Origin of the sequence: Ornithobacterium rhinotracheale DSM 15997, assembly GCF_000265465.1 — a bacterium.
GTDB classification, from domain to species: Bacteria; Bacteroidota; Bacteroidia; order Flavobacteriales; family Weeksellaceae; genus Ornithobacterium; species Ornithobacterium rhinotracheale.
Map to the genome: position 1 here is coordinate 1,004,641 of NC_018016.1, position 18,952 is coordinate 1,023,592.

At 37.7% G+C, this 18,952-nt stretch carries 17 protein-coding genes; 6 read left to right on the plus strand and 11 right to left on the minus strand.

The genetic code is table 11. The features are described from left to right. The first annotated feature begins 51 nt into the window (after positions 1-51). The 3 genes from ORNRH_RS04665 to ORNRH_RS04675 all read left to right on the plus strand — a co-directional run bounded on the left by ORNRH_RS04665 (position 52) and on the right by ORNRH_RS04675 (position 3,809). The gene (locus tag ORNRH_RS04665) at positions 52-564 is read left to right on the plus strand and encodes a gamma carbonic anhydrase family protein (RefSeq protein WP_014790753.1); all 513 of its coding nucleotides are present in this window, start codon (positions 52-54) and stop codon (positions 562-564) included. Between the two features lie 189 nt (positions 565-753). After that, a complete protein-coding gene (locus ORNRH_RS04670) occupies positions 754-2,004 on the plus strand; it encodes an aspartate kinase (RefSeq protein WP_014790754.1) in 1,251 nt (416 codons plus the stop codon). Then, positions 2,001-3,809, plus strand: coding sequence for a lysophospholipid acyltransferase family protein (locus tag ORNRH_RS04675; RefSeq protein WP_014790755.1), 1,809 nt, complete (start codon positions 2,001-2,003; stop codon positions 3,807-3,809). The genes ORNRH_RS04670 and ORNRH_RS04675 overlap by 4 nt, the downstream gene beginning before the upstream one ends. A gap of 84 nt (positions 3,810-3,893) precedes the next feature. Here ORNRH_RS04675 and ORNRH_RS04680 read toward each other — a convergent pair whose 3' ends face one another. From ORNRH_RS04680 to ORNRH_RS04715, 11 genes are all read right to left on the minus strand, one after another. Beyond that, positions 3,894-5,177, minus strand: coding sequence for a phosphatidylserine decarboxylase family protein (locus tag ORNRH_RS04680; protein ID WP_014790756.1), 1,284 nt, complete (start codon positions 5,175-5,177; stop codon positions 3,894-3,896). A 21-nt stretch (positions 5,178-5,198) separates the two neighbouring features. Continuing rightward, a complete protein-coding gene (locus ORNRH_RS04685) occupies positions 5,199-6,626 on the minus strand; it encodes a basic amino acid/polyamine antiporter (RefSeq protein WP_014790757.1) in 1,428 nt (475 codons plus the stop codon). 11 nt (positions 6,627-6,637) lie between these two features. Next, complete coding sequence (hdcA, locus tag ORNRH_RS04690; RefSeq protein ID WP_014790758.1) at positions 6,638-7,525, minus strand: histidine decarboxylase, pyruvoyl type; 888 nt, start codon at positions 7,523-7,525, stop codon at positions 6,638-6,640. 13 nt (positions 7,526-7,538) lie between these two features. Beyond that, positions 7,539-8,585 (minus strand): Orn/Lys/Arg family decarboxylase, encoded by a 1,047-nt coding sequence (locus tag ORNRH_RS12440; RefSeq protein WP_221403035.1) that lies wholly within the window; start codon positions 8,583-8,585, stop codon positions 7,539-7,541. After that, the gene (locus ORNRH_RS12445) at positions 8,566-9,354 is read right to left on the minus strand and encodes a PLP-dependent aminotransferase family protein (protein ID WP_221403036.1); all 789 of its coding nucleotides are present in this window, start codon (positions 9,352-9,354) and stop codon (positions 8,566-8,568) included. Before ORNRH_RS12445 ends, ORNRH_RS12440 begins: the two co-directional genes overlap by 20 nt. Next, positions 9,281-9,817 carry an Orn/Lys/Arg decarboxylase N-terminal domain-containing protein gene (locus tag ORNRH_RS12450; protein ID WP_221403042.1) on the minus strand — a complete coding sequence of 179 codons (537 nt, stop codon included), beginning with the start codon at positions 9,815-9,817 and terminating at the stop codon, positions 9,281-9,283. The genes ORNRH_RS12445 and ORNRH_RS12450 overlap by 74 nt, the downstream gene beginning before the upstream one ends. Before the next feature lie 174 nt (positions 9,818-9,991). Further along, complete coding sequence (locus ORNRH_RS04700; RefSeq protein ID WP_014790759.1) at positions 9,992-10,573, minus strand: Maf family nucleotide pyrophosphatase; 582 nt, start codon at positions 10,571-10,573, stop codon at positions 9,992-9,994. A gap of 78 nt (positions 10,574-10,651) precedes the next feature. Further along, positions 10,652-11,182: a DUF4488 domain-containing protein gene (locus tag ORNRH_RS04705; protein WP_036601330.1), complete on the minus strand. Its 531-nt coding sequence runs from the start codon at positions 11,180-11,182 to the stop codon at positions 10,652-10,654. A gap of 58 nt (positions 11,183-11,240) precedes the next feature. Beyond that, entirely contained in the window at positions 11,241-12,071 is an 831-nt protein-coding gene (locus ORNRH_RS04710; RefSeq protein WP_014790761.1) for a hypothetical protein, read from the minus strand. 383 nt (positions 12,072-12,454) lie between these two features. Beyond that, positions 12,455-12,589 carry a hypothetical protein gene (locus ORNRH_RS12475; protein WP_258205045.1) on the minus strand — a complete coding sequence of 45 codons (135 nt, stop codon included), beginning with the start codon at positions 12,587-12,589 and terminating at the stop codon, positions 12,455-12,457. A 1-nt stretch (position 12,590) separates the two neighbouring features. Further along, complete coding sequence (locus ORNRH_RS04715) at positions 12,591-13,112, minus strand: hypothetical protein (protein WP_042275208.1); 522 nt, start codon at positions 13,110-13,112, stop codon at positions 12,591-12,593. 157 nt (positions 13,113-13,269) lie between these two features. On the opposite strand from ORNRH_RS04715, the gene leuS reads away from it, so the two are divergent. From leuS to ORNRH_RS04730, 3 genes are all read left to right on the plus strand, one after another. Then, positions 13,270-16,104 (plus strand): leucine--tRNA ligase, encoded by a 2,835-nt coding sequence (gene leuS, locus ORNRH_RS04720; RefSeq protein ID WP_014790764.1) that lies wholly within the window; start codon positions 13,270-13,272, stop codon positions 16,102-16,104. Positions 16,105-16,591: 487 nt separating this feature from the next. Continuing rightward, complete coding sequence (locus ORNRH_RS04725; RefSeq protein WP_014790765.1) at positions 16,592-17,764, plus strand: acyltransferase family protein; 1,173 nt, start codon at positions 16,592-16,594, stop codon at positions 17,762-17,764. A 36-nt stretch (positions 17,765-17,800) separates the two neighbouring features. Continuing rightward, positions 17,801-18,916: a glycosyltransferase family 4 protein gene (locus ORNRH_RS04730; protein ID WP_014790766.1), complete on the plus strand. Its 1,116-nt coding sequence runs from the start codon at positions 17,801-17,803 to the stop codon at positions 18,914-18,916. Positions 18,917-18,952 lie beyond the last annotated feature (36 nt).

Consider the following 18,952-nt stretch of genomic DNA (forward strand, 5'->3'; position numbering starts at 1 on the left):
TCGTGTGCAAAGTTACATTTAAAATACTTAACTTAAACCCAAAATTTGCTTATGGCTTTAATAAAAGAATTAAATGGCATTCAGCCCAAAATGGGCAAAAATGTATTTTTAGCTGAAACAGCTACGCTAATCGGCGATGTACAAATGGGCGATGATTGTAGTATTTGGTTTAATGCCGTGTTGCGTGGCGATGTCAATTTTATAAAACTTGGCAACAAAGTAAATATTCAGGATAATGCTGTGGTGCATTGTACCTACCAGAAATATCCCACCACGATTGGCAATAATGTTTCGGTGGGGCACAGTGCTATTGTGCATGGTTGCACCATTCAGGACAATGTTTTGATAGGAATGGGTGCCATTGTGATGGATGATTGCTTGATTGAATCTCACGCAATTATCGCGGCAGGTGCCGTGCTCACGCCACACACGCATGTTAAGACAGGCGAATTGTGGGCGGGCGTGCCTGCACGCAAGATCAAAGAAGTTTCAGAGGATTTAAAAACTAATGAAATTGAGCGTATTGCCAATAATTATGTGAAATACAGCTCGTGGTATAAATAGTTATTTTGTTGATTAAATAAATTCAAAATTAATTTTAAAAATAATGTAGAACGCGAGTTTTAGTCTTTCTAAGATAAAAAGTAAAGAAACCTTAAGTGCATAAAAACAGAGTTTCTTACAAAATATGGCTAAAAATCATATAGGCTCTAAATTTATCTTTTATATATTTGCGAATTAATATTAAGTAAAATGAAAATTTATAAATTTGGTGGGGCTTCTGTAAAAGATGCAACCAATGTACAAAATGTAGAAAAAGTTTTAAAAGCCACAGGCTACCAGAATTGTTTTTTGGTCGTTTCGGCAATGGGAAAAACAACCAATGCCCTGGAGGATGTCGTGAGTGCATATAGAAATAAGGAAGATTATCTTTCATTATTAAACGAAATTGAGCGTTTTCACATCAATATTGCCAAGGAATTGATTCCTGAGATTCATCCCGTTTTTGAGCAAATTATAAAGCTTATTGCCGAGGTGAAAACTTTTTTGAGTTTAAATAAATCACCAAAATATGATTTTGTGTACGATCAAGTCATCAGTCTTGGGGAATTACTTTCAACCAAAATCATCAGTGCCTATTTAAATTTTAAAGGCATAGAAAACCAATGGATCGATGCCCGAGAATACATTAAAACCAATAATTTCTACCGAGAGGGAAAAGTAGATTGGGAAAAAACGGAAAAAAACTTCAAAGGATTAGACGAAGATAAATTATACATTACGCAAGGTTTCATAGGCTCAGACGAGAATAACTTCACCACGACCCTAGGGCGTGAAGGTTCCGATTACACAGGAGCTATCATTGCCTATTGCTTAAATGCCGATAGTTTAAGCATTTGGAAAGATGTAAAAGGGGTATTAAATGCCGATCCACGCGTTTTTAGCAATACACAAATTTTGAAAGAAATCTCTTATGAAGAGGCGATTGAGCTTGCGTATTATGGAGCTTCTGTTATTCACCCAAAGACATTGCAACCACTGCAAAGCAAAAACATTCCGTTGTATGTAAAATGTTTTGAAGATCCGAGTTTGCCAGGTTCGGTGATTAAGCAAGGAAAGCGTCTCGATCCACTTGTGCCGTGCTATATCGTGAAGAAAAATCAGATTACATTAAGTATTTCGAGCAAAAGTTTCTCTTTCATCGACGAGGAAATCATTAAAGATGTGTACGAAAAACTTTCAGACAACAAAATCAAAGTTAATTTGATTCAAATTTCAGCGATTAGTTTGCTACTTTGTATCGAGGATAAATTCCATAATTTGGAACAATTAATCGAGGATTTAAACCAAAAATATAAAGTTTCTACGGTAACAGATTGCACACTCTACACCATAAGACACGCGCAAAAAGATAGCGAAAATATTATTCCAAATCACGATAAAGCCATCGTGAGACAAGCTGCAATCAATACCTTGCAATTAGTGGTAAAAGAAGAAAAATGAGTTTAATTTCTGTAAAAGACATAGCACAAGTTTCTGGATTACAAAAGTTTGGAGTTGTAGGGCAGCCTCTTGCCTTTATGATGCATAGAATGCTGGATTTCAAAAAATTAAACAGTATTTATGATGCCAATAAAGATTTGTCCAGCCCTGCGTTTGAGACCAATTTGCTCAAAGATTTGGCAATCACCTACGAGGTGCAAGACGAGGAGCTTGCAAGGATTCCTAAGGAAGGTCCTTTTGTCGTAGTATCCAATCATCCGCTGGGCGGGTTAGACGGGATTATTATGCTTAAAATCCTTTCGGAACTTCGTCCAGATTTTAAAATTATAGCCAATTTTCTGCTCCAAAAAATAGAACCATTATCAGAAAAAATTTTTCCTGTAAATCCGTTTGAAACCCGCAAAGATGTAAAAAATAGTCTTTTGGGAATGAAAGCGGCATTGGAATATTTGCAGCAAGGGCATCCGATCGGTGTGTTCCCAGCGGGAGAAGTTTCGTATAAAAATGCACAGGGCGAAATTGTAGACAAACCTTGGCAAAAACCGATTATGAAACTGATTAAAAAAGCGGGCGTGCCGATTATTCCAATGTATTTTAACGCGCGAAATAGCAAGCGTTTTTATAATCTTAAAAAACTGCACCCAGATTTGCAAACGGCACTTTTGCCCAAAGAATTATTAAAAACAAGACTAAAACCAATTCAATTAAGAATTGGAAAACCAATTACGGTAAAACAGCAAGAAGAGTTTGATACGATTGAGGAATTTACTAATTTCTTAACCAAAAAAACCTTTGTTTTAGCCTCCTCATACGAGCCTAAAAAGAACATTACACAAACGATTAAAAGCTCTATCCCGAGCCGCCCAAAAAGCGTAAAAAACATCATTCGCGAAACGCCTACTGAGGAATTGGTGCACGAGGTAGAAAAATTACGCCAGACCGAGGCACTTTTGTTTAGCAATAGCCGATATGAATGCTATTTCTGTGATTTTAAAAGTATTCCGAAGCTAATGCGTGAAATCGGTCGTTTGCGCGAAATCACTTTTAGACTAGTGGGAGAAGGAACCAATAAGGAAACCGATACCGACCGATTTGATAAGCATTACAATCACTTGATTTTGTGGGATACACAAGAGAATAAAATTGCGGGAGCTTATCGTATGGGATTGGGAAATGAGATTTATAAAAATTACGGAATTAAAGGTTTTTACATCAGCGAATTATTCCATTTTGAGCCAGAGATTCAGCCATTTTTCAGAAAATGTATCGAGATGGGGCGTGCCTTTGTGGTGCCAGAATACCAGCAGAAACCTATGCCACTATTTTTGCTTTGGCGTGGAATCGTGCATGTAGCCTTGCGCAATCCTGAGCATAAATTTATCTTAGGAGGTGTGAGCATTAGCAATCAATTTTCGCAGTTTTCTAAGGCGTTGATGATTGAGTTTATGCAATCATATTTTTATGATCCATATGTGGCGCAATATGTGAGACCACGAAGAGCTTTTAAACCCAAAATCAAAGATCAAGATATGGATTTTATCTTTGATGAAGCTAAGGCGGATTTAAATAAATTTGATAAGCTCATTGAAGAGCTCGAGCCAAATGCATTACGCTTGCCTGTTTTAATTAAAAAATACATTAAGCAAAATGCCAAAGTCATCGCCTTTAATGTGGATCCTAAATTCAATGATGCGATAGATGGGCTCATGTATATTCGAATCTCTGAACTACCAGAAAGCACAATAAAGCCTGTTCTGGAGGAGCTAGAGGCGGAAATTAGAGAGAAAGAAAAACAGAAATCTTAAAAGTTTGCGTAAAGATAAAAAAGTTAAAAGCTTGCTTCAAATTTTGAAGCAAGCTTTTTAGCATAGAAAAAAGTTCACAAAAAGTTATTTTACTACTCCAATTTTTGAATGAACTGGAATATTTTCGCTATCTAAACTAGGTGTTTGTCCATGCAAATCCCAATCGATTTCTACTCCTTTTCTAAAGATTAAACAGTGTGTAGAGCCTCCGAAATGGAACATTCCGAGCTGTTCGCCTTTCTCTACATGTTGTCCCTCTTTCACAGTGATTTCATTAGAAGAAACTTCTGCCATACCTACTGCAATAAAGCACATTAATCCTATTTTTGGATTATCTGCTTCGATAAAGATGATGGCTCTAGAGGCTACTTCTGTGATATAGGCTTGGGAGTCGTTTGGGGCAGATGGGTCTGCCTTTCCATCTTTGCTATGGAATCCCTCGTAATAGTTTTCTGAATAATAACTGCCATAGACATTGTATGCTTTCACGATTTTACCACTCACAGGTGAATGCCAGCGGTGATAGCTTAAAGCACTTAAAAAGGCTTGATAAACGGTTCCGTCGGCAAATTGTTGAGCCAGTTCATCATTATCCATCATGTCTTGTAGAGAATAAGGTTGCCCTTTGATCCAGAATTTAGCTTTTAAAGGTACATTTTTCTCCAGTCTGTATGGTGCAGATTCACAGGCATTGGCTATAACATCGTTATTGCCAGGCTCTGCCACAGGTCGCACGCCTTCTTTGAAGGTTCTTGTGAAAAATTCGTCCCAAGATTTAAAACCATATTTTTCTTCGATTTTATCTGATTTGCAATCAAATAATTCAAGAAAATTATCGCCATAAGCTGCTTTGCTCATACTTTCGAGCGCAAGCGGACAAAGCCAGCCTGTGCTACTTGTATTCAGTGCTGAAACAGAATCTTCGGATTGTAGATATTTTCCCCAATAATCCAAAATGGCTTTGATTTTCTTATTCACTTTTTCGTTCATAAAGAAAACATAGCCCGCAGCAGTTGCCATAGGCCAGTCTAAAATGGCATTGATCGGGAATCCTACAAGTCCTGTTGTATTAAACTCCATGGGGCGAGTGAGCACGGCATTGATTAAATCAAGCATATGCTCATAATCACGAACTTGTGGTGTGTTGATGGGCGTGTTTTTATACTTTAAAGGAATCTCATCGAACATGGCTTGTGCCAAGTTAAAAATATGGCGATCGCTCTCGATTAAATCTTTTAAATCTTGCACAGGAGGCAACAACGATTGTTTTTCTTTTTCTACCTCATCGCAGAGTTGATTCATCCAATCGGTTAAGAACTCTTGATCCTGTGGTAGCCACTGCCCTACTCTATAAGTGTGTTTTTTCATTTTTAAATAATTTTTTGATGATTAGAATTTAACTTTACCCATGATGATTAAAATAATTGAAATAATGGCTAAAATGACTAAAATTATTGCCAGCCATTTTTCATATGATTTAAAAATCGGTTCGTTTAATTTTTGTTCCTTGCGTGCATACCAGAAGAAAATGATACCGATGGCGTAAATCACAGAAGTGATTAGTAAATAATCTAATCCTCCAGCATAGAGCAACCATAAGCAATAGATGGTGGAACAAATCCCTACAAATAGTCCTAAATTGCGACGCTTGCTATTGTCTTTAAAAACAGTTTTATTCTGTGCTGATTTCCACAAGAACATGGAACTGAATAGATAAGATGGTAGAATGATTACTCCTGTAATATCAATAGCTGCATCGTACACATTTTTGGCGGTAACTACGAGTATCATAAAGATAGTCATCACCACACTTGAGATATATAATGCTGCACTTGGCACTTGTTTATCATTTTCTCGTGCAAAGATTTTAGGCAAGTTTTTGTCTAAAGCAGCGGTGTAAGGTACCTCTGCCACTAAGATTGTCCATGCTACCCAAGCACCACCTACGGAGATGATTACGGCGATATTTACGAAATCCACAAACCAGCCGCCTGCTGCTTGTTGCAATACATAGCCTGTAGAAGGATCAGTAAGTTTTGCCAATTCTGGTTGGTGCATAATTCCGTAGGCTAAAACGCTTAAAATCACATATAGCAACAATGCTACTACAAAACCTATAATGGTTGCAATACCTACTTGAGAAGGTTTTTTAGCTCTACCTGAAATAACGACGGCACCTTCAATACCTATGAAACACCAGAGTGTTACCAGCATAGGGGCTTTTACTTGTGCACCAATACTTCCTAAATCAAGGGATTTGCCCCAAATATCAAAGTCAAAAGTTTTGATATTGAAGAACACAATCATTGCAATGATGATGACCAAGATGGTAATGAATTTAGCCACTACCGTGATGGTGTTTATACTAGCGGCTTGTTTTACACCTCTTAGCACCAGAAAGTTATAAAACCAAATTAGCACTGTTCCAAATACCACTGTTTGCCAGCCATGATTGAGCAATACGGGATAAAATCTCCCCACAGCATCGTTTAGCATTACTGCAAAGGCAACATTTCCTGTTGCGGAGGCAATCCAATATCCCCATGCGGAGTTGAAACCAACATAGTTGCCAAAGCCTTCTCTTGCATAGGAATAAATACCATTGGATAAATCAGGTCTTTGGTCTGATAAAAATTTGAAAGTAAATGCCAAGGCAAGCATTCCCACGGCTGTAATTATCCAAGCAATAATTACAGGCCCTAGTGCAGAATTCTGTGCCATGTTTTGAGTGATGTTGAATATTCCACCCCCAATCATAGAACCTATTACCATGGCAATAAGCCCTATTAAACCAATTTTTTTAGAATCGTCGCTCATGATTTTTAATTTTAAGATTTAATACTTTCTTCCCATTCAGATAGTCTCATATCGTTTAACTGATGGAAGCCTTTTGCAGGAATTGCATTTTTAGCTAAAGAAACATATGGAGCACAAGTGAGAGCTGTTCCCACATAGCCCGGTGTCATGATCAAGTAGGCAAATCCGATGTAGGTTCTTGAGTACACAACATCTTGATCTTCGCCACATGCTACAATAGACCAAACTACTTTTTTGCGATGTTCTTCTAGAAATGCTTTTAGGTTTTCTGGATTATCATCTTGAGTCCAAGCACCTGCATCTTCTATGAACAAATCGGCAGAATTTTCTCTGTCTTTGGTAATAGAAATGGCGATAAAACTCCATACGCCATAGGCTTCTCCGTCGCCTTGTGGCTTTCTGTCTTTGGGTCTAAAAACTGTGGTGCTTTTATTGGCACAAATAATGTGTCCGCCAGGAACAGGAGGGAAAACTCTGTTTTTCTCTGTCCCGAAGAGTGAAATTCCTGCTTTTAACAACGGAGCCGCATCATACACGGGTAAATCGGAACCATCGTATTGTTTAGCAACAAAAACGGGTTCTTCTTTCTCATCTTCTATGGTATCTGAGGTGGCTAAATCATAGCCCCAAATTTGTCCAGCGATTCCGCAAAATGACGAAGCGGTAAGCATATTGATTTGCCCTACATAAGCATCATTGGCTTCTGCCCGATCATAAGCCACTATCCCATCTAGCAGTAAATCATCTGTCTTTTCTACTTCGCCCACCGAAACTTTTAGTACAGAAACATAGCCGTTTCCTTCGTTGCCAGCTGCACCATAGCCATCGCAGTAATTATCGTATATACTGATGGCTGTGCGATCAATTTTCGCATTTTTGTGGTGTCTTTTAATTTTCATGATATTAGGGTTTTTATTGTTGTTTTAAGCAAAGGATTTTGTAGTAGATCACGCCATCTACTTCGTCTCTTTCCACACCGTGAATGTCTTTTTCATAGCCTTTGAATCGGTTTTCAAAAGATTCTAGTGTTTTGAGATAGTGGTAGATTGCAATACTATCTTGATCAAGCAATTCGCCGCCCATCATCACAGGGATTCCTGGAGGATAAGGCACAATCATCACGGCAGGAATGCGGCCTATCATTTGGTCTAGATAGAGATATTCAGATTTGTTTTGAACCAAAAGTTCATATGCTTTGGCTGGTTCCATTTCTTGTTTTGGTAATTTTTCAAAAGCCATGTGCATGGTTTCTAGGAAATTAGTTTGTTTAAAGAAATGGTGCATTTCATTACATAAATCTTTTAGTCTCATATCTTGGTATCTCTTGTCGTAATCTAGTAGATAAGGGAAAATGTCCTTAATAGGAATATTTCTTTCGTAGTCGTGTTTAAAGTTGAGTAGCTCGGCAAGCAATTCCCCTTGTTTTCCTTTTGTGGTACCGAATGAATGCAACATTAGGAATGAATAAGTGTCGGTTTTCTCGACCACGATTCCTTTTTGGATTAAATAATCGGTTACGATTCCAGCAGGGATTCCTTGCTCTTCGTAGGTGCCGTCCATTCTCACACCAGGAGTTACGAAGGTGAGCTTGATAGGATCTAGCATGATGAAGTCTTCTTCTATATCCTCAAACCCGTGCCAGTTGTATGTTTTATTTAATATCCAAGCGGATTGATGGTCTACTAAATCTCTAGGTTCTGCTTTTTCAAAATCTACATGAGTACCATTGATTTCTACTTTAGATGGTTGCCAAAGTCTAAAGAACCAATCTTGGTGTTCGGCATATTTTTTAAATATATTTTGGACTTTTTGTCTTAATTCCACAGCGGCCAAAATATTATCCTCACTCATCTGCAATCCATCTTGAGACATCATCTGAGAGGCAACATCAAGCGATGCAATCATGGCGTAGTTTGGAGAAGTAGAGCCGTGCATCATACTAGGCTTCGTTGAATTCATCTGGCAAAATGTGCGTAGATGAACCTTGTTTTATATGAATCATAGAGGCTTGAGAAAATGCGGTGAGTAATTTGTGGGTAGATTGCGAACAGAAAATAGGTGGATGGTAGCCTACACAATTTTCATCAGACATACCAAAGAAGCCTTTGTACACAGGGTGGAATTTAGCATAAGCATACCAAGCTTCGTCAAAATGTAGATTTTCTACATGGTCTTCCAATTGATTTTTAATTTTGGTCACATTGTAGCAAATTCCATCGTAAGTGGAATTGGTAAGTGCCGACATTTTGTAGGTAGTTCTGTCGTCTCCTTCCTCGATTAAATCACTATTTTTAATCTTTTCGAGCCCAGATTCTTTCGAAAATTCAGAAAGTCTCACAGGTCCTATGATTCCTAGCGCATTTCTTCTAGGCTTCATATACACAGGAATGGCTCCTGTAATCACCATGGCATAGTTAAGCGATTTGTGGCAGTTTCTATCTACCAAAGCTAGGTCTGAATGCGTAACTCGCCCGTGCCAAATGATTTGATTAGCCGTTGAGGTTCCGTTTAGTACATAATAAGTTAAATCAGAGCCAAATGTTTTTTCGGCAAGTTTTTCAGATTCGTTTACCACACCGCTATGGTCTAGCAAGGATCCCAGTTCTGGTACCGAAATCGAAAGATCGGAACGCATTACATTTTCTCCGAAAAATTCATAAAAAGCCACACCAGCAGGACTTTTCAAGAAACCTTCGCCCCCCCATATGCCCAGGAGTGTGCCATGCATATTTGTAGGTTTCTACATATTTTTTCAGTGCTCTGAAAAAAGGAGGATATATACCATCAATATAAGCATTGATCTCATGGCTTATGCGCCCTGCCATAAAGTTGATAGTGTCGTCATCAAGCCAATAGTAGCCTGTTACAGAACCTAATAATTCGTAAGAAAGCTCTTCGGCTGATACTCTTTCTGCAATGATAAAAATAGGAAGATTAGAAAATTTCTTTCTCAGACTTTCTAAAACTCTTTCTTTAGCTTGTTGCTCTTCCTCTAAACGCCAATCAATAATTACGCCCACGATTTCTCTTTGCGTGGTACATCTACTTTCTAGACTCTCTAGGGAGTAAAGTTCAAAAATTTCAAATCCCGACTCGGCGATACGGTAGGTAAGGTCTTTTAGTCGAGAGGCTTCGTAGTCAAGTTCCTGCTCTGAGGCTAGAACTAGAACTTTCCATGTTTTTTTAGACATTTTTAAAATATTTAGGGTTAGAGTTTTTTATCTCAATGCCTCCCTAATCACAATAGCCTCTTCACAATAGCATATACCAAAGGTATACAAAAAAATGAACCTTACAAATAATTTAACAGAAAAAATAATATTAATTACAAAAACTATTTAAAAAATGTAAATCATTGATTTACACTAAAAATCTTTCAAAGCTTGGTACAATCGGTGCACGGGCAGGCCCATTACGGTGAAGTAGCTACCTTCTAATTTTTCCACGCCCACATAGCCTATCCATTCTTGCACGCCATAGGCACCCGCTTTGTCAAACGGATGAAAGGTATCGACATAAAATTCAATTTCTTCATCATTTAAAGCAGAAAATTGCACCTTGGTCTTGTCTGAAAACACGATTTGTTTCTCGGTTGAGGTGATTCCTACCGAGCTGATGACTTCGTGTGTTTTGCCACTGAGTGCCTTGAGCATGGCAATCGCCTCTCCCCTATTTTTAGGTTTTTCTAGCGCACGATCTTTAAGCCAAACAATGGTATCGGCAGTGATTAAAATTTGTTTTTCGTGATTAAATTGAAACGCTTCGGCTTTTACACGGCATAGAAATTCGGTGATGTTTTCAGCCTTTAGTTCGGCAGAATAAGACTCATCGGCGTGTAATGGCTGCGTTTTAAAGTCTAAACACAGCCCGCGCAACAATTCTTCTCTGCGTGGCGATTGAGAGCCTAAAATCAGCTTAAAACCTTTTAATTTATCTTGTAGTAGCATAGTGCAAATGTAAAAAAGTGTGTACAAAAAAAGATGACCGATAAGTCATCTTTTTGTATTTGATTGTTTTTTTAATTTTTATTTAGCGGATTGAGAAAGAATTTTTCTTAACACAGCCTCCGTTTCTTCTTGTTTAGGCAATAAAAATGGAGTATTTAATTGTTTAGCTCTGAACCAAATTTCGCTGATTTCTTTGCCGTTTTTAAAACTATTGTTTTTAAATGAAATCAATAAAACATCTTTAGTTAAAAATTTATATTTTAAATCAGAAGTGGTGTTTACAGATTTGGGATTTACACTATTCACGATATGCTCAACATAGGTGCTGTCCGAAGTAACATTATAGTTTCCGTAGAAAGATATCCCTTGAACCCCTTTATTGTCTGTGAGAAAACAATAAAAAGTGCCGTCTGGATTCATAATTTTGTTTTGTCCGCTGCGCATAATTCTTGCGTCTCCTTGATAATCATAAGGAATCATTTGTACCCAAAATCCCGCCAAGCCTTCTTGTTCTGCAATGTGTTTCTTTTGTTGAGCAAAACTTAATGTCGTTACGCATAAAAATAGAATTAAAGCTATTTTTTTGCTTAAATTGAATTTCCTCATCATATGTTAAAATTTAAATTTTTCACAAAAATATAAATTTTAAATCATAAATCATTGAAAATTATTTTTTAATCAACACCAAAGTATCCGTTGGCTGTTGGGGCCATTTGTAAGAATTTGGCATTTTTTGTCTAAGTTGTAGCACAATGCTGTCGCTTGGTGTATCGTTTAGCGTAATTTCTATGTTCTCTTTAGGAAATCCAAATGCTTTATCATTTTTGCCCAATGGCTCAAAATGAAATCTAGCATAATTCTCTTTTTCGCCTTGAAATGGGATAAATAATATTTTTTTGTTGTAGAGCGAATCGTTTAATTGATATTCCATAATTTTAAATTCGGCTTCGTCTGCCAAATGAATTTGCGTGCTATCAAGTAGCTGAAATTCTTGCTTGAGCGGAATATAAGTAGTTTGTTCCAAAACGCTGACTTTTGGGTCGGATGTTGCTGGTTTTGCATCAAAAATATTAATCGCTGCAATGATGATGTAGGTAAGCATATTCCCGATTAATAAAGGCTTAAAAAGTGTTTTAAATTTTTCTTTGTAAATTAGTTTTATGACTAAAGTTTCAATGGCCACGCTGCCCAAGCACATCAAAACATAGCTTGCCACCCAATTCACGAGATTGAAGGTGGAATCAAACAAAATGCTATCAAAAATAAAATGCCAGCCCAGCATTCCAAAAGCCATCAAAAATGTACCGACGAGCCCCGAAACGAGATTCCCAATCAACGAAGCGACAAAGGATTTTAAATAACTATAGCCAAGCGCGTATTTGAGCACAAACATTTCCACGACGATAGTCATAATAATTAAAAACCAGAATTTTAGCAAATTTTCGGCGATGTAAAGTGCTGGCCAAATCACATTGCTGGGCAAAATCGAAAGCATCATAAGTTTTAAATTTTAAAATATGATTGAATTACAAACAATTGTGCCAAAATATCATTTTCAATGGCTGATAAAACTCACATTCATAAAACGAGTGCCCAAATCCGTGTCTGAAATAGCAAAAATCGGAATGTTTTGGTACAAGATACTTAGCATAGATTTTCGTTTTTTACGATGATTAAAATTTAAATTACACCGTAATATTATACCCAAAAATAAATGCCTTGTACAAAAATTTGCAAACTTGCGCACACGGGATTGCTTGTCTCCTATTTTTTCTTGGCTTTTTTAAGTTTTATTTCGTTTTTTCTTTTCTAAGTTTTAAATCGAATTTTCCCCCTTCTAAGACCAATTCATCTTTATTTAATTTTTTGATTTTAAAAGTTTTAATCGTGTTTTGAATCACTTTTATCATTTCCCGTAAAATCAAATTTCACATAAATAGTTTTGTGTTCTTTTTTTTCTTGCGCATTCACGCCCAAACAAAACAAGCCGATAAGGATTAAAAATAGGTTTTTCATTTTAAAAATCAGGTGATGAATAAATGTATAAATATCCGTTACGCGGTTCTCTGCAAATATCTTCGTTCATGTATCCTTTGAAACAATTTATGCTTAAATTATGAGCATGATCAATTTCAGTAGTTCCTATTTTAAATTTTTTAGGAAAAAGTTCTAATATCACATTTCTTATTGTATCCCCAACTGAATTTTCCTGCTTTTTTTCATTGTATGAAATGATTTTATACTTTTTTTCTGAGTTCAAATCCTTAGCGTAGACTACGTGCCAGCCATTATTTAATTTTTGGGTTTCTTCTATCACCAAATTATACTTAGGCGGATATAGTTCCAAACAAGTTTGTTCTATAATTTTCAGTTTGTTCGGGACTTTTTGATTATCATAAATATTTCTGCAATAGGAAGCACTCAAAGTGTCCTTAATGCTTATTGAGTCTTTTGTAGCCGTTGCATTTTTCTTTGTTGCGCAAGCAACTAATAACAGCATAACCGTTGGCACTAAAGCCATTAAAAATAGGTTTTTCATTAAAAATCTTTTAAACACAACTAAAATACAATTTTTAAATCATTTAAAATGTTAAGAAATTAAGTTTAAAACAAGCTAAAAATCCAATCTTTAAATCTTCGAAAAAATCACTACCTTCGCAACTTATAGAAGATTACTTAATTTATTTCAAATAATTATGCAATATCAACCCAATCAAATAGAACCCAAATGGCAAAAGTTTTGGGCAGAAAATAGAATTTACGAGGCAGAAAATCATTCAGATAAGCCAAAATTTTATGTACTCGATATGTTCCCCTATCCATCAGGCGCAGGTCTGCATGTGGGGCACCCGCTCGGCTACATAGCATCAGACATTTATGCGCGATACAAACGCCACAAAGGCTTCAATGTTTTGCACCCTATGGGCTACGACAGCTTTGGTTTGCCTGCTGAGCAATACGCTATCCAGACAGGGCAGCACCCAGCCATCACGACTAAAGAAAACATTGCTCGCTACCGTGAGCAGTTAGACAAAATCGGTTTTTCGTTTGATTGGGACAGAGAAATCCGCACTTCCAATCCCGATTATTATCGCTGGACACAGTGGATTTTCTTGCAATTATTTGATTCGTTTTTTTGCAATCAAGACCAGAAAGCCAAACCAATCAGCGAATTGATTGCACATTTTGAAAAAAATGGAAATGCTAATTTAAATGTTGCTTGTGACGAAGACACGCCAAGCTTTACCGCCGAAGATTGGCAAGCTTTTTCAGACAAAGAAAGATCAGAAATATTACTAAAATATAGGCTCACTTATCTTGCCGAGGCAGAGGTGAACTGGTGCCCTGCGCTGGGTACTGTGCTTGCCAATGATGAGGTAATCAACGGCTTATCTGAGCGTGGAGGACATCCCGTAGTGCGCAAAAAAATGCGCCAATGGATGATGCGTATCACTGCCTATGCCGAAAGATTGCTCAACGGAATCGAATACAACGAGCAAGATCTTGAGTGGACAGACGCACTAAAAGAATCTCAAAAATACTGGATTGGGAAATCCAAAGGTGCATCGGTAAAATTTAAAGTTAAAGGACAAGAAAATACCGAAATCGAGGTTTTTACTACTCGTCCTGATACCATTTTTGGCGTTTCGTTTATGGTGTTGGCACCTGAGCACGATTTGGTGCAGCAGCTCACAACACCAGCACAAAAAGAAGCCATCGATGCCTATATCGAGGAAACAGCCAAACGCAGCGAGCGTGAGCGTATGGCAGAGGTAAAACGCGTAACGGGCGTGTTCACAGGAGCCTATGCCATCAATCCAATCAGTGGTAAAGAAGTGCCAATCTGGATTGCCGATTATGTGTTGGCAGGCTACGGAACGGGGGCTGTGATGGCGGTGCCTGCGGGCGATGAGCGTGATTATGCCTTTGCAAAAACTTTTGATTTATCCATCGAAAATATTTTCGAGGGAGTAGACATCAGCGAGCAAGCCTTTACCGATAAAACAGCCAAGGTGCCTTTGCAAAATTCTGATTTCTTGAATGGACTTACTGTGAAAGAAGCCATGAACAAGGCCATCGAAAAAATTGAAAGTTTAGGCGTAGGAAAAGCCAAAATCAATTATAGATTAAGAGATGCCGTATTCAGCCGTCAGCGTTATTGGGGAGAGCCCGTGCCGATTTATTTTAACCAAGGCATTCCGCAGTCGATTGGCGAGGAACATTTGCCACTCGTGTTGCCAGAAGTAAGCGAATATCTCCCTACCGAAACGGGCGAGCCGCCACTAGGTCGTGCAACACAATGGGCTTGGGATATCGAGAAAAACCAAGTGGTAGAAAATTCATTAATTGATGAAAAAACGGTGTTTCCATTAGAGTTAAACACCATGCCAGGCTGGGCAGGTAGCTCATGGTATCAGTTCCGATATATGGATCCGCAAAACGAAGACGCTTTGGCATCAGACGAAGCATTAAAATATTGGCAAAATGTGGATTTATATTTGGGCGGAAGTGAGCACGCAACGGGGCACTTGCTATATAGCCGTTTTTGGACTAAATTCTTAAAAGATAGAGGTTTTGTAAGTTCAGAAGAGCCGTTTAAAAAACTCATCAACCAAGGAATGATTTTGGGCGAAAGTGCTTTTGTTCATCGTGTGAATAATACCAATCAATATGTTTCTGCCGATAAACTTGAGGGCTACGAAACCACACCTGTTCACGCAGATGTAAGCTTTGTGAGCGGGAACAATGTGCTAGATACGCAGGCTTTCAAAAATTGGAGAGATGACTTAAAAGACGCTGAATTTATTGTATCAGACGACGGAAAATTCTATGTTTCGCGTGAGGTAGAAAAAATGTCTAAATCTAAATTTAATGTCGTAAATCCAGATGATATTTGCAACGAATACGGAGCGGATACTTTGCGTATGTACGAAATGTTTTTGGGTCCAATTGAGCAGTCCAAACCATGGATTACCAATGGACTAAGTGGAGTAAATGGATTCATCAAAAAGCTATGGCGTTTGTTCTTTAAAAACGACGAGCTTCAAGTAGTGGATGCGCCAGCGAGTAAAGAAGAGCTTAAAGTATTGCACACTTTAATTCAAAAAGTGACAGACGATATCGAGAATTTCTCGTTCAATACATCGGTTTCTGCCTTTATGATTGCCGTAAACGATTTGCAAAAACTACAATGCAACAAGGCTGAAATCCTTTCGCCATTGGTGATTTTGCTTTCGCCATTTGCGCCGCATATTGCCGAGGAATTGTGGCATGTTTTGGGCAACGAGGACAGCGTAACACGCCAGCCCTACCCTATTTTTGAAGAAAAATATTTGAAAGAAGACAACAAAGAATATCCGATTTCATTTAACGGAAAAATGAGATTTACCCTATCATTGCCACTAGATTTAAGCAAAGAAGAAATCGAAAAAGCCGTAATGGAAGAGCCACAAACTGCCAAATATCTTGAAGGAAAAAACCCGAAAAAGATTATCGTAGTACCAGGCAAAATCGTGAATATTGTGATGTAAATTCGTAAGCATTTTTGAATAAACTTATCCCCGCGCGGACAAAGTCCGCGCGGGGAGTTTAGTTTTATACATTTTTAGTGAAGCTTTTTGTGGCGATTTATAGTAAATCTTTCCCTTTCTTTTAGATGATTTATGCCTAAGAGTTTGCGCTTTTGTAAGGATGTTTTAGAAAATTCTTAAGTGAGATTAAGAGAAAACCCTTAAGAGTTTTTATCTTAACCCTTAAGGATTATTGTAGTAACCCTCAAGGGTTTTTATTCTAACCCTTAAGGGTTATTGTTATAATCCTTAAGGATTTATTTTAAAACTAAAGGAGAAAAGACCTAAAACATAAGTTGCTTTTTTCTAAAACAAGCGGAGGTGTTATTTAAAAGAGGCTTAAGGAGTGAAGGGGGATTGCTTTAAACATAAAATAATATAGAGCTCCTTTTAGTTTTTGTTTAGGTTTAAAAAATCAATTATCTTTAGAACTTGAAACTGAAGAGATATGAAACCCCGCTATTATTCCCTAGATGTGTTCCGTGGAGCCACGGTAGCATTGATGATTTTAGTTAATAATCCTGGTTCGTGGAGTGCAATGTTCAAGCCACTCACCCATGCCGAATGGGCAGGTTGCACGCCCACAGATTTGGTGTTTCCATTCTTTTTATTTGCGGTGGGGAACGCCATGGCATTTGTAATTCCACGAATGCAGAAAGCGGGAAGTCAAGTTTTTTGGCGAAAAGTTTTAAAAAGAACATTTTTAATCTTTATCATCGGCTTGTTGCTCAATTGGTTTCCGTTTGTGCAATGGAAAGATGGAATTTTAACCTTTAAACATTGGGAGAATGTGCGAATTTTAGGGGTTTTGCAGCGTATTGCTTTTGCTTATTTCTTTGCAGCCATTATTGCTTACTATTTTAAGGAAAAAAAGGTTTTAATCATAAGTTTTTTACTGCTCATCGTCTACTGGCTTTTAGCCTTACTTTTGGGCGGAGCCGATCCGTATTCCATGCAAGGTTTTTGGGGAACGAGGGTAGATTTAGCCATTTTGGGCGAATCGCATATGTATCACGGAGAGGGCGTTCCGTTTGATCCTGAGGGATTTGTTGGTGCTATTTCGTCTACGGCACAAGTTTTACTGGGCTATTTAGCAGGGAAAATCATCATGGCGCAAGGTGAGGTAAATTGGCTTTTTGTGAGAGCACCAAAAACGAGCGAACTGCATTACAAAGTGCTGAGTATGCTATTTGTAAGTGCTGGGATTCTGCTTGTTGTAGCGTATGTTTGGCAATTGGATTTTCCCATTATCAAGAAAATTTGGTCTAGCACTTATGTGTTGTACACCACGGGCTTGGCGATTATCACAATCAGCATTATGATTTGGTTTATTGAGGTTTTAAAAGCTAAAAACTTTTTGACGCAATTCTTTGATGTTTTTGGGAAAAACCCGCTATTTATTTTTGTTTTAAGTGGATTAATTCCGCGCCTTTTGTCTTTGGTAAGGATTCCTACTCAAGACGGATTTACCACGCCTTTAAAATATATTTATACCACATTTTGCAAACCTTTGTCTGCCAATGAAAATGTGGGTTCTTTTGTGTATTCTGTGGTATTTTTGGTATTGATGTGGAGCATTGCTTATCTGCTCGACAGGAAAAAGATTTACATCAAAGTTTAAGAAAAAAATAGCACCTTTGCAGTAAATAAAATGAGCATGAAAGTTTTACACCTATCGGGGTCTAAACACCACTGGAGCGGAAACGAACAACAATTAGCGGATTTAATCGAGAATTTATCGGCACTGGGCGTAGAAAATCACATCTTGTGCTATGAGGATTCAGAAATTCAAAAATATGCTTTAAAAAAGGGAATTAAGGTTTGTGCTTTGCCCCGAAAAAGTATTTATTCGCCGAGTTTGGCACGAGCTTTACGAGACTATATCCGAAGGAAACATATTGAAGTGATACATGCTCATACAAGTAATTTTTTGACATTGTATTTGGTGGCAGATTTGCTGTTTTCGCTCAAGACGCCTACCGTGTTTTCGCGCAAAGGATTTAGCGAAAAATCTAGTTTTGTGAGCAGATATAAGTATAATTACAAAAATATAGATGCTACGATTTGTGTTTCGGGAGCGGTGCGCGAAAATTTGAAACAATTTGTGAAACCTGAAAATCATCACAGATTGCGCGTGATTTATGACGGAATTAAGGTTGAATCTTCGCAAAAAGAAATGCCCGATTTTCGCCAAAAATACCAGATTCCGCAAGATGCTTTTCTATTAGGAAATATTGCCAATCATGTGCCTGCCAAGGATTTGGAAACGCTGGTGCGCACAATGGATTATTTAATTCACACTTTGGGCAAAGAAAATGTGTATTGCGTGCAAATTGGAAAAGAAACGGAATTTACGCCAGCATTGGAAGCTTTGGCTAAAGAGCTAAATGTGGACAGGCAATTGATTTTTGTAGGACAAATTGCCGAAGCCAAATACTATTTACCACAATTTGATACTTTTGCAATGTCTTCTCAGTCAGAGGGTTTGCCACTCACGGTGTATGAATCGTTTTTAAACAAAATTCCAGTCGTGAGTACCAAGGCGGGTGGTGTTGCCGAAGCGATTACCGATGCCGAAAATGGCTTGCTCAGCGAGATAAAAGACCACCAAACTTTAGCTCAAAAAATAAATACTTTGATAGAAAATCCTAATTTAAAACAAGAATATGCTGAGAAAGCATATGAGGTTTTGTTAGAAAAATTTGATGCTAAACTTTGCGCCAAAAATACCAAGGATTTATACCAAGAAGCAATCGAAAATAGAAAGAAATAATGGAGTTTGTTATATTTTTAGTTATACTAATTATCA

Coding starts and splice junctions, on each gene's coding strand:
- leuS (WP_014790764.1), top strand. CDS start 13,270: ATGCAATATCAACCCAATCAAATAGAACCCAAATGGCAAAAGTTTTGG.
- ORNRH_RS04710 (WP_014790761.1), bottom strand. CDS start 12,071: ATGATGCTTTCGATTTTGCCCAGCAATGTGATTTGGCCAGCACTTTAC.
- ORNRH_RS04670 (WP_014790754.1), top strand. CDS start 754: ATGAAAATTTATAAATTTGGTGGGGCTTCTGTAAAAGATGCAACCAAT.
- ORNRH_RS12440 (WP_221403035.1), bottom strand. CDS start 8,585: ATGAATTCAACGAAGCCTAGTATGATGCACGGCTCTACTTCTCCAAAC.
- ORNRH_RS04725 (WP_014790765.1), top strand. CDS start 16,592: ATGAAACCCCGCTATTATTCCCTAGATGTGTTCCGTGGAGCCACGGTA.
- ORNRH_RS04680 (WP_014790756.1), bottom strand. CDS start 5,177: ATGAAAAAACACACTTATAGAGTAGGGCAGTGGCTACCACAGGATCAA.
- hdcA (WP_014790758.1), bottom strand. CDS start 7,525: ATGAAAATTAAAAGACACCACAAAAATGCGAAAATTGATCGCACAGCC.
- ORNRH_RS04715 (WP_042275208.1), bottom strand. CDS start 13,112: ATGAAAAACCTATTTTTAATGGCTTTAGTGCCAACGGTTATGCTGTTA.
- ORNRH_RS04700 (WP_014790759.1), bottom strand. CDS start 10,573: ATGCTACTACAAGATAAATTAAAAGGTTTTAAGCTGATTTTAGGCTCT.
- ORNRH_RS04665 (WP_014790753.1), top strand. CDS start 52: ATGGCTTTAATAAAAGAATTAAATGGCATTCAGCCCAAAATGGGCAAA.
- ORNRH_RS04705 (WP_036601330.1), bottom strand. CDS start 11,182: ATGATGAGGAAATTCAATTTAAGCAAAAAAATAGCTTTAATTCTATTT.
- ORNRH_RS04675 (WP_014790755.1), top strand. CDS start 2,001: ATGAGTTTAATTTCTGTAAAAGACATAGCACAAGTTTCTGGATTACAA.
- ORNRH_RS12475 (WP_258205045.1), bottom strand. CDS start 12,589: ATGAAAAACCTATTTTTAATCCTTATCGGCTTGTTTTGTTTGGGCGTG.
- ORNRH_RS04685 (WP_014790757.1), bottom strand. CDS start 6,626: ATGAGCGACGATTCTAAAAAAATTGGTTTAATAGGGCTTATTGCCATG.
- ORNRH_RS12445 (WP_221403036.1), bottom strand. CDS start 9,354: ATGCATGGCACACTCCTGGGCATATGGGGGGGCGAAGGTTTCTTGAAA.
- ORNRH_RS04730 (WP_014790766.1), top strand. CDS start 17,801: ATGAAAGTTTTACACCTATCGGGGTCTAAACACCACTGGAGCGGAAAC.
- ORNRH_RS12450 (WP_221403042.1), bottom strand. CDS start 9,817: ATGTCTAAAAAAACATGGAAAGTTCTAGTTCTAGCCTCAGAGCAGGAA.